Origin of the sequence: Kitasatospora sp. MAA19, assembly GCF_029894125.1 — a bacterium.
Taxonomy (GTDB): domain Bacteria; phylum Actinomycetota; class Actinomycetes; order Streptomycetales; family Streptomycetaceae; genus Kitasatospora.
This window is the reverse complement of record NZ_JARXYZ010000037.1, coordinates 65,117-74,032: the sequence shown is the minus strand read 5'-3', so window position 1 is coordinate 74,032 and position 8,916 is coordinate 65,117. Positions and strand designations below refer to the sequence as shown.

General features: G+C 75.0%; 6 protein-coding genes. 2 read left to right on the top strand and 4 right to left on the bottom strand.

What is annotated here, in order from left to right; all coding sequences use genetic code 11:
* Positions 1–196: 196 nt before the first annotated feature.
* Positions 197–1,588, bottom strand: coding sequence for a gluconate:H+ symporter (locus P3T27_RS34835; protein WP_280685309.1), 1,392 nt, complete (start codon positions 1,586–1,588; stop codon positions 197–199).
* Positions 1,589–1,590: 2 nt separating this feature from the next.
* Positions 1,591–2,145: a gluconokinase gene (locus P3T27_RS34830; RefSeq protein ID WP_280685297.1), complete on the bottom strand. Its 555-nt coding sequence runs from the start codon at positions 2,143–2,145 to the stop codon at positions 1,591–1,593.
* Between the two features lie 166 nt (positions 2,146–2,311).
* Here P3T27_RS34830 and P3T27_RS34825 point away from each other — a divergent pair, with 166 nt between their 5' ends.
* Positions 2,312–3,007, top strand: a complete 696-nt coding sequence (locus P3T27_RS34825; RefSeq protein WP_280685295.1) for an FCD domain-containing protein — start codon at positions 2,312–2,314, stop codon at positions 3,005–3,007.
* 159 nt (positions 3,008–3,166) lie between these two features.
* Entirely contained in the window at positions 3,167–3,517 is a 351-nt protein-coding gene (locus P3T27_RS34820) for a hypothetical protein (RefSeq protein ID WP_280685294.1), read from the top strand.
* Between the two features lie 22 nt (positions 3,518–3,539).
* On the opposite strand, the gene P3T27_RS34815 is transcribed toward P3T27_RS34820, so the two are convergent.
* Complete coding sequence (locus P3T27_RS34815) at positions 3,540–4,304, bottom strand: metallophosphoesterase (protein ID WP_280685293.1); 765 nt, start codon at positions 4,302–4,304, stop codon at positions 3,540–3,542.
* Between the two features lie 19 nt (positions 4,305–4,323).
* Entirely contained in the window at positions 4,324–8,886 is a 4,563-nt protein-coding gene (locus tag P3T27_RS34810; RefSeq protein WP_280685292.1) for a hypothetical protein, read from the bottom strand.
* Between the last annotated feature and the right edge of the window lie 30 nt (positions 8,887–8,916).

The window sequence follows — 8,916 nt, the reverse complement described above, 5'->3', positions numbered from 1 at the left end:
AAACGCTCGGCTGGGAAACCCCAGCCGAGCGTCTGCATAAACTCATCGCGGCCTAGACAACCGACTACGTGTTGCGACGACCGCTAGAAACCGCCGCGTACGGGTGCCGCCCCTCGGCGGTGAACTGCGACTGCGACTGCGGCTGCGGCTGCGGCTGCGGCTGCGGCTGCGGCTGCGGCTGCGGCTGCGGCTGCGGTCAGATGATCAGGCCGAGCGGCATGATCAGGGCGATGGCGACGACCGAGATCACGGTCTCCATCACCGACCAGGACTTCAGGGTCTGCCCGACGCTCATCCCGAAGTACTCCTTCACCAGCCAGAAGCCGGCGTCGTTGACGTGCGACAGGAAGAGTGAGCCGGCGCCGATCGCCAGCACCAGCAGGGCCGCGTGGGTCGAGGACATGTCGGCGGCGAGCGGGGCGACGATGCCGGCGGCGGTGATGGTGGCGACCGTCGCCGAGCCGGTGGCCAGGCGGATCAGCACCGCGATCAGCCAGCCCAGCAGCAGCGCCGAGATGTGCCACTTGCCGGACCATTCGCTCACCGCGTTGCCGACGCCCACGTCGATCAGGGTCTGCTTGAAGCCGCCGCCGGCGCCGACGATGAACACGATGCCGGCGATCGGGCCGAGCGACTTGCCGACGGTGTCGGAGATCCGGGCCTTGTCGAAGCCGGCCGCCTTGCCGAGGGTCAGCATGCCGAGCAGGGTCGCGGCGAGCAGCGCGATCAGCGGCGAGCCGATGAAGTCGAAGACCCGCTGGGCCATCGCCTTCGGGTTGTCGACCACGACGTCGGTCAGGGCCTTGCCGAGCATCAGCACGACCGGCAGCAGGATCGTCGCCAGCACCGCGCCGAAGGACGGCGTGTGCTCGGGCTTGGTGGTCTCCTCGGGCGCGGTGGCCTTCGGGATCTCCAGCGGGCCGACCCAGCGCTCGGCCAGGCGGGAGAACAGCGGGCCGGCCACGATCAGGGTCGGCACGGCGATGAGCAGGCCGAGCGCCAGGGTGATGCCGAGGTCCGCCTTCAGCGCGTCGACGGCGACCAGCGGGCCCGGGTGCGGGGGCACCAGGCCGTGCAGCACCGAGAGGCCGGCCAGGGCGGGGATACCGATCCGCATCAGCGGCACGTTGCCGCGACGGGCGACCAGCAGCACGATCGGGATCAGCAGGACCACGCCGACCTCGAAGAACAGCGGCAGGCCGAGGACGGCGGCGATCAGCGCCATCGCCCACGGCAGTGCCTTGTTGCCCGACCGGGCGAGCACGGTGTCCGCGATGATGTTCGCGCCGCCGGAGTCCGCGAGCAGCTTGCCGAGCATCGCGCCCAGGCCGATCAGCAGGCCGACGCCGGCCACGGTGGAGCCGAAGCCCGTGGAGAAGCTGTTGAGCAGCTTGTCGAACGGAGCGCCCGCGACGGCGGCCAACAGGCCGGAGCCGAGCGTGAGGGCGAGGAAGGGGTGCAGCTTCAGCTTGGTGATCAGCAGGACGATCACACCGATGCTGAGCAGGACCGCGATCAGCAGCTGGGAGTCGCTGCCGGTGTGCGGCAGGGCCGGTGGGGCGGCCGCAAGAAAGGAGGTGGGGGACAAGCTCACGCGAGGTCTCCATTGACGGGCCGCAGCAGCGCCACGGCCTTCTCGACGAGTTCTTCGGGGGACGGGCCGACGTCCAGGACGGCGCCGCGCTCGTGCGCGCCCAGGGGTTCCAGGGCGGCGTACTGCGAGTCGAGCAGCGACGGCGGCATGAAGTGGCCGGTGCGGTGGGCGAGCCGGTCCTCGACCAGCTCGTGACCGCCGCTGAGGTGCAGGAAGTAGGCGCCCGGACAGGCCGCGCGCAGGGTGTCGCGGTAGCGGTGCTTCAGCGCCGAGCAGGTGACCACGCCGCCGGTGCCGGCCTCGGCCCGCTCCTTGAGCCAGGCGCCGAGGGCACGCAGCCAGGGGGCGCGGTCCTCGTCGTCCAGCGGGATGCCGGCCGACATCTTGGCGATGTTGGCCGCCGGGTGGAAGTCGTCCGCCTCCGCGTAGGGGAGGTCGAGGCGGTCTGCCAGCAGGCGGGCCAGGGTGGTCTTGCCGACACCGGAGACGCCCATCACCACGATGGTGAGAGGAGTGTCCGGGAGGTCGTGGTTCTCGACGCTGAGAGCCATGGGTGGTGCTCCTTCGTTGCCTGGCCGCCACTATCGCCTCAAAGATATGACGTATTCAAGTGTCGGAAACCAAATCGTCATACTTTTGAGCTGTGGGGTAGGTCGCAGACCGGAGGCGGAGGGGCGCGCCGGTGGTGCCGGCCGGACGGGCGTCTACGCTGGGCGGATGGAGATCCAGGGGCTGCCCGGGCGGCTGCTTGACGAGCTCGGGCCGGCGATCGCGTCGGGAGAGATTCCCGAGGGCGCGGTGCTGCGCGGCGAGGAGCTGGAGGAGCGGTTCGGGGTGTCCCGGACGGTGGTCCGGGAGGCGGTGCGGATCCTGGAGGGGATGCGCCTGGTGGCGTCCCGGCGGCGGGTCGGCATCACCGTGCAGCCCAGGTCGCTCTGGGACGTCTTCGACCCGCTGGTGATCCGCTGGCGACTGGCCGGCGCGGACCGGTCGGCCCAGCTGCGCTCGCTCGGTTCGCTGCGGGTGGCCGTCGAGCCGGCCGCGGCCGCGCTCGCCGCGGTGCACGCGAGCGACGACGACCGGCGCGAACTCGGCTCGCTGGCCGTGGAATTGACCGTGTCGGCGCGGGCCGCCGACCTGACCACCTTCCTCCGGCACGACATCGACTTCCACGCCACCGTGCTGCGCGCCTCCGGCAACGAGATGTTCGCCCACCTCGGGGACACCGTGGGGGCGGTGCTCACCGGGCGGACCGAGTACCATCTGATGCCCCATCAGCCGGAGCCGTACGCGATCCGGCTGCACCGCGAGGTCGCCGACGCGATCTGCGCGGGCGACGCCGCGCAGGCCGAGCAGGCCATGCGGACGATCGTGGCGGGCGCGCTGGAGGAGCTCAACCAGCAGTTGGGCTGACCTCCCGCGCTGCGGGCTGCCCGGATCACGTGCTTTGGCGGTAGTTCGGTGGATTCGGACGCATAGTCCTGGTTCGGCGGGGCAGAGTCTGCCAAGGGGGCGCGTTTCGCGTGCGCCCGCCCCGTGTCCGCCGCCGAGTCCGCGCCTGGGGGTCGCTCGATGTCCGTGCCACGCCGCCGTCGCCGCCTGCCCGACGAGGTGCGCGCCGCCGCCGTCCGGGCGGTGCTCTGCCTGTCCTTCACCCTGGTCGGCGTGGTCGTCGCCACGCTGGCCTCGTACGCGGACAGTTGGCTGATGACGCCGGCGCTGATGGCGATGGGACTCGGGGTGTTCGGCACGATGTGGTGCCTGCTGGAGATCCTGATCTCACGCCAGGTCGCCGCCCAGCGGCTGCGGGCGCCGGGCTCCGCGCACCCGATGGCGGGCAGCCGGACGCCCGACCCACTGGCCGCCCGGCCACTCCCCCGCCCCGGCGGGCCGCCGCGGCAACCGCGGGTGCCGACCGCGTAGGGCACCCGGTCGACTCCGCGGGTCAGCTCGCCGGGACGGCCCGGTAGTGGGTGGTGAGCCGGCCCTCGTCGTCCAGGACGTGGAAGGCGAGCATCGGCGGCTGGGTGAAGGAGATGCCGCGCCCGCCCTCGCAGGGCAGCGTGACGGTGGAGACCACACCGGGGGCGACCAGCAGCGGCAGCCCGGCGAGGGTGGTGGCGGCGCCGGTGTGGGAGTGGCCGCAGAGCAGGCCGGCCACCCGAGGGTGGCGGGCCAGCACGGCGGTGAGCGCCTGCTCGCCGTACTGGCGGATCCGGTCGACGGTGGGCAGGTGCAGGATCGCCGGCGGGTGGTGGAAGGCCACCAGCGCGGGCAGGTCGGGGCGCCCGTCCGCCAGTGCGGCGTCCAGCCAGGCCAGGGTCTCCTCGTCCAGCAGGCCGTCGTCGCGGCCGGGGATCGAGGAGTCGAGCATCAGCACGTCGGCGCCGGACAGCCGGTGCAGCCGGTTGATCGGGCCCTCCCCGGCGGCCTCGCCGAGCAGGACCTCCCGGTAGGGCGCCCGGCGGTCGTGGTTACCGGGGCAGGCGAGCACCGGGTACCGGGAGTGCAGCACCTTGGCCACCTGCTCGTACTCGGTGGGCAGGCCGTGATCGGCGAGGTCCCCGGTGACGAGCACGGCGTCCAGCGGGCCGGGCAGGGCGTCGAGGTACGCCATCACCTGCTCGGCCCGCCGCCGGGCTCGCTTGCCGCCGTCCCGGCGGTGGTCCTGGCCGAGGTGGATGTCACTGAAGTGCGCGATCGTCAGCATGACGGCCACGCTAGCCAGTTCAGGCCTGGGCCGGAACCTCGGCCGGGCGCTTGAACATCCGGGTGGCGGTGATCTCGCCGTGGACGGCGGGGCCGTCCGGGTCCTGCGGGGCGGGCAGGCCGGGGCGCAGATGCTCCTCGACCGAGATGTACTTGAGCCCGGCCCGCAGGTCGGCGTCGTTGCGCAGCCGGATGACCAGCGGGAACTCGGCGAGCGCGGTGGTGTCGAACAGGCCGGTGGTGTAGATCAGCTGGACGCCGAGCGCGTCGGCCACGGCCCGCTGGAGCTCCAGCAGGTAGGTGGCGTTGGCGCGACCGATCGGGTTGTCCAGGAACAGCGTGCCGGCGTGCCGCAGTTGGGACTGGCCGCGGTCGTTGGCGCGCAGCGCGGCCATCGTGCAGTACAGCGCGATGGCCGCGGTGAGCAGCTGACCGCCGGAGAAGACGTCGGACATCTGGCCGACGCCGACCCGCTCGGCGCGCAGCACCGCGTCCGGCTTGAGGATCTCGACGCTGACGCCCTTGGGGCCGATCGCGGCGGCGACCCCGCGCAGCAGCAGGGACATGCCGTCGCGGCGCAGGTCGCTGTTCTTCCTGACGGCGGCGCGGGTGGCCTCGTCGATGACCTCGCCCAGGCGCTCGACCAGGGTGGCGTGGTCCGGGTCCTCGAAGCGGATCCGCAGGAACTCCTGGCCGGACCACTCCCCCAGGCCCTCGGGCAGGCGGGAGAGCCGCTGGGCGGCGCGCAGGGTGGTGAGCGAGGACTCGACCAGGCCGCGCAGGCGGTCGACGATCGAGCCGCGGTTGCGCTCCAGTTGGGCGAGTTCGTCGGTGAGCACGCGCAGCCGGGGCGCGAAGGCGGCGGCCCAGGCGGCGGCGTGCTCGGGCAGCGCGGCGGCCGGCAGTTCGCGGATCTGCTGGCGGGCCGGGGTGCGGACGGCCTCGTAGCGGGCGGCGTTGGCGTGCCGGACGAGGGCGTCGGAGGCGTCGCGGACGGCGAGTTCGGCGGAGGACAGCTCACCGGCCGTGGTGCGCAGGGCGCGGCGGGCCTCGGCGGCGCCGCCGCGGGCCTCGGCGAGGGCGCCCAGGTACGGCTCGGCCGGGAGGTCCGAGTCGTCCTGGTGGTCGCGCAGGCCGTCGCGCAGCTGCCCGGCGAGTTCGTCGAAGTCGGCGGCGGCGGACTGGGCGGCGTCGAAGGTGCGCTGCAGGTCGGCGTGCGCGGTGCGGGCGGCTTCCAGGGCCTCGCGGCGTTCGGCGAGCCGGCTGCTGGCGGTGCGCAGCAGCGTCTGGGCGTGCTCGGGGTCGGTGGGGACGAGGTCCTCGGGCAGTTCGGTGTGCGCCTCGCCGTCGGCGGGGGCGGAGCGCTCGGCCTCGCCGCGCAGGCGGCCGAGTTGCTCGCTGGCGGCGGCGGAGCGGGCCTCGATGGTGGCCACCAGGTCCTCGGCGCGGGCGGCGGCGGCCTGGCGGGCCGGGCCGTCTGCGCCGTCGGGGCTGCCGAGGAGTTCCTCGGCGCGGACGCGGACCTTGTTGGTGAGGCGGTCGAGTTCGGTCGCGGCGGCGGCCTCGTCGCCCTCGGCGCGGGCCTGCTCGGCGCGCAGGTCGGCGCCGACGCCGACCTTCTCGTACAGCTGGGAGGCCGCGCGGTAGGCCTCGCGCAGGGCGGGCAGGGCGGCGGGCGCGGTCTCGGCGGGCTCGTCGGCCTGCTCGGCGGCGGGGATCTCGGCCCGTTCGGCGCGCAGCGCGCGGGCCGTACGGCGGGCGTCGTCGGCGGCGCGCTGGGCGGCGCGGCGGTCCTCGTCGCAGGTGCGGGCGCGTTCGGCGCAGACGGCCTGGCGGCGGTCGCACTCGGCGGCGTCCTCGGCGAGTTCGCGCTGGCGGCGGGCCCAGTTGGCGCGTTCGCGCAGCCGGAAGGCGAGGCCGGAGAGGGCGTCGGCGCGGCGGCGGGCGCGCTGGGCGGCCTCGCGGTGCTCCTCGTGGGCGGAGGCCGCGGCGGCGTGGTCGGTCTCGGCCTCGTCGTGGTCGGCGCGCAGGGTAGCGAGGGCTGCGGCGGCCTGCTCGGCGTGCTCGCGGGCGGCCTCGGCGGCGGCGGCGAGTTCGGCGAGGGTGCCGGGCGGGCAGTTGGCGTGCCAGGAGGCGAGGCGGGCGGCGAGCGCCCGATCGGCGCCGAGGCGGGCGGCGAGTTCGCGGATGTGCTCCTCGCGGGCGCCGGCCCGGGCGCGCAGTTCGCGGCGCTCGTCGTCGGCGGCGGACTCGTCGTGCATGGCCGGGTTCGGCGGCACCAGGAAGAACGCGGGCTCGTCGGTGATCGGGGCGATCAGGGAGGCGGCGGCGCCGACGGCGACGGTGGAGCGGGGCAGCAGCGCGGCGGCCTGCAGGGCCTCGCGGGCGCGCTCCAGCGAGGCGGGGTCGGTGACGACGACGCCGTCGACGAGTTCGGGGCGGGCGGCGAGGATCGCCTCGTGGTCGGCCGGGTCGACGGACTGGGCGAGGTAGCGCCAGCCGGGCAGGGCGGGGATGCCGTGCTCGGCGAGGTACTCGACGGTGGCGAGCACGTCCGGGCCGGGCGGCAGCAGGCCGCCGTCGCCGAGGGCGGCGAGGATGCGGGAGTCGTCGGCGGCGGCGGTGCGCAGGTCGAACAGGGTGCGCTCGGCGGTGGCGATGGACTCGTCGAGGAGTTCGCGCAGGTACTCGGCGTTACGGTCGAGGACGGCGGGGGTGAGGAAGCCGGCGTCCTCCTCGGCGCCGTCCTGGTACGGGGTGAGGGAGAGCAGGTCGGCGAGGCGCTGCTCGGTCGCGAGCAGGGCGGCGGTGCGCTGCTCGGCGGCGAGCGCCTGGGCGGCGGCCTTGCGGGCGTCGCCGGCGCGCTCGGCGGCGAGTTCGGCGCGGCCGGTGGCGGCGGCGGCCTCGCGCAGCCGGGCGGCACCGGCCTCGGCGGCCGTACGGGCCTGGGCGAGGGCGGCGCCGGCGGCCTTCTCGACGTCGGCGGCGTACAGGGCGGCGCGGGCCGGGTCGACGTCGCCGTCGGCGTCGATGAAGCCGGCCTCGACGGCGGCGGCGGTCTCCTGCTCGACCTCGGCGAGGCGCTGGCGCAGGTGGTCGGCCTCGCTCCGGGCCTTCTGGGCGGCGGTGGCGGCCTCGGTGGCGTCGCTCTGGGCCTTGCCGCCGTCGGCCTGGAGCTCGCCGGCGCGCCGCTCCTCGGTGTCGGCGCGGGCCTCGGCGGCCGCGGCGGCGCCCTCCAGGGCGCGGGCCAGGGCGGTGGCGGCGCGGGCGCGGGCGGCGAGCGCGGGGGCGGCGTCGAGTTCGGCCTCGCGGATGGCGGCGGCGACCCGGGCGACCCGGTCGGCGGCGGCGCGCTGGCGCAGGACGGCCTCGGCGGCCTGCCAGGCGGAGTGCAGGGTGCGGGCGTCGGTGAGTTCGCGGCGCAGCGCGGCGGCCTCGGCGGTGGCCGCGGCGAGGCCCAGGGTGGCGTGCCGGTGGGTGAGTTCGGCGGTGATGAGGGTGTGCCGGGTGCGGTCGGCCTCGGCGGCGGTGACGGCGCTCGCGGCGGCGGCGACCTCGATGGCGAGGTCCTGGGCGCGGTCGCGTTCGGCGGCGGCGCGGGAGGTGAGCGCGTGGGCGAGGCGGCGGGTGCGGCGCTCGGCGGTGCGGTGGGCCTCGCGGACGCTCTCGCGGGCGGCGGTGGCCTCGACGATGCGTTCCAGCAGGTCGAGGGAGCCGGCGGTGAAGTCGCGTTCGGCGGTGAGTTCGGCGCGGCGGCCGAGCTTGGCGGCGAAGCCGTGGACGAGGTCGGCGAGGCCGTCGGTGTCCCGGGTGTCGGTCACGGCGCGCAGCAGCAGGTCGGTGAAGTCGCTGTCGTGCTTGACCGCGAAGAGGCCGGCGGCCTCGCCCTCGTCGGCGTTCATCTCGCGCTGGTAGCGGAAGAGTTCGGGGTCGAGGCCGAGTTCGCCGAGGTGCTCCGTCCAACGGTCGTGGCCGTCCTCGAAGACCAGGTCGAGGTGGGGGTGGGCCTTGCCGGCCTCGGTGAGGGCGTCACGGAAGCCCTTCATGGTGCGGCGGCGGCCGCGGGCCTTCTGGTCGCCGGCCAGGCTGATCCGTTCGGCGACCGGCAGCGAGTCCAGGGCGAGGCCGGGACCGGGGCGGAAGGAGTACCAGGTCTCGGCGAACTTGCGCGGGTCGGAGGAGACCTGGCGGCCGCGCCACTCGCTGACCTTGCCGACCACGATCAGCTCGCCGGTGACGGTGTGCTGCCACTCCAGGGCGACGTGGCCGCAGTCGTCGGCGAGCAGGAACTTGCGCAGCACGCCGGAGCTGGCGCCGCCGAGGGTGTTGCGGTGGCCGGGGAGCATCACCGAGAAGATCAGCTTGAGCAGGACGGACTTGCCGCCGCCGTTCTCCAGGAAGAGCACGCCGGCCGGGGCGGGGCGGCGGACCGGGCCCTCGGCGTCCTCGCCGAACAGGCCGATCTGCTGCGGGGCCGGGTCGGCGACGGGCTCGCCGACGCCGCGCAGGTCGAGCACCGTGTCGGCGTACCGGGCGCCGGCCGGCCCGATCGAGTAGAGGCGGACCCGGTTGAGCTCGTACATGTGCGGCGGTTCTCCGTGGCTGAGGGTGTG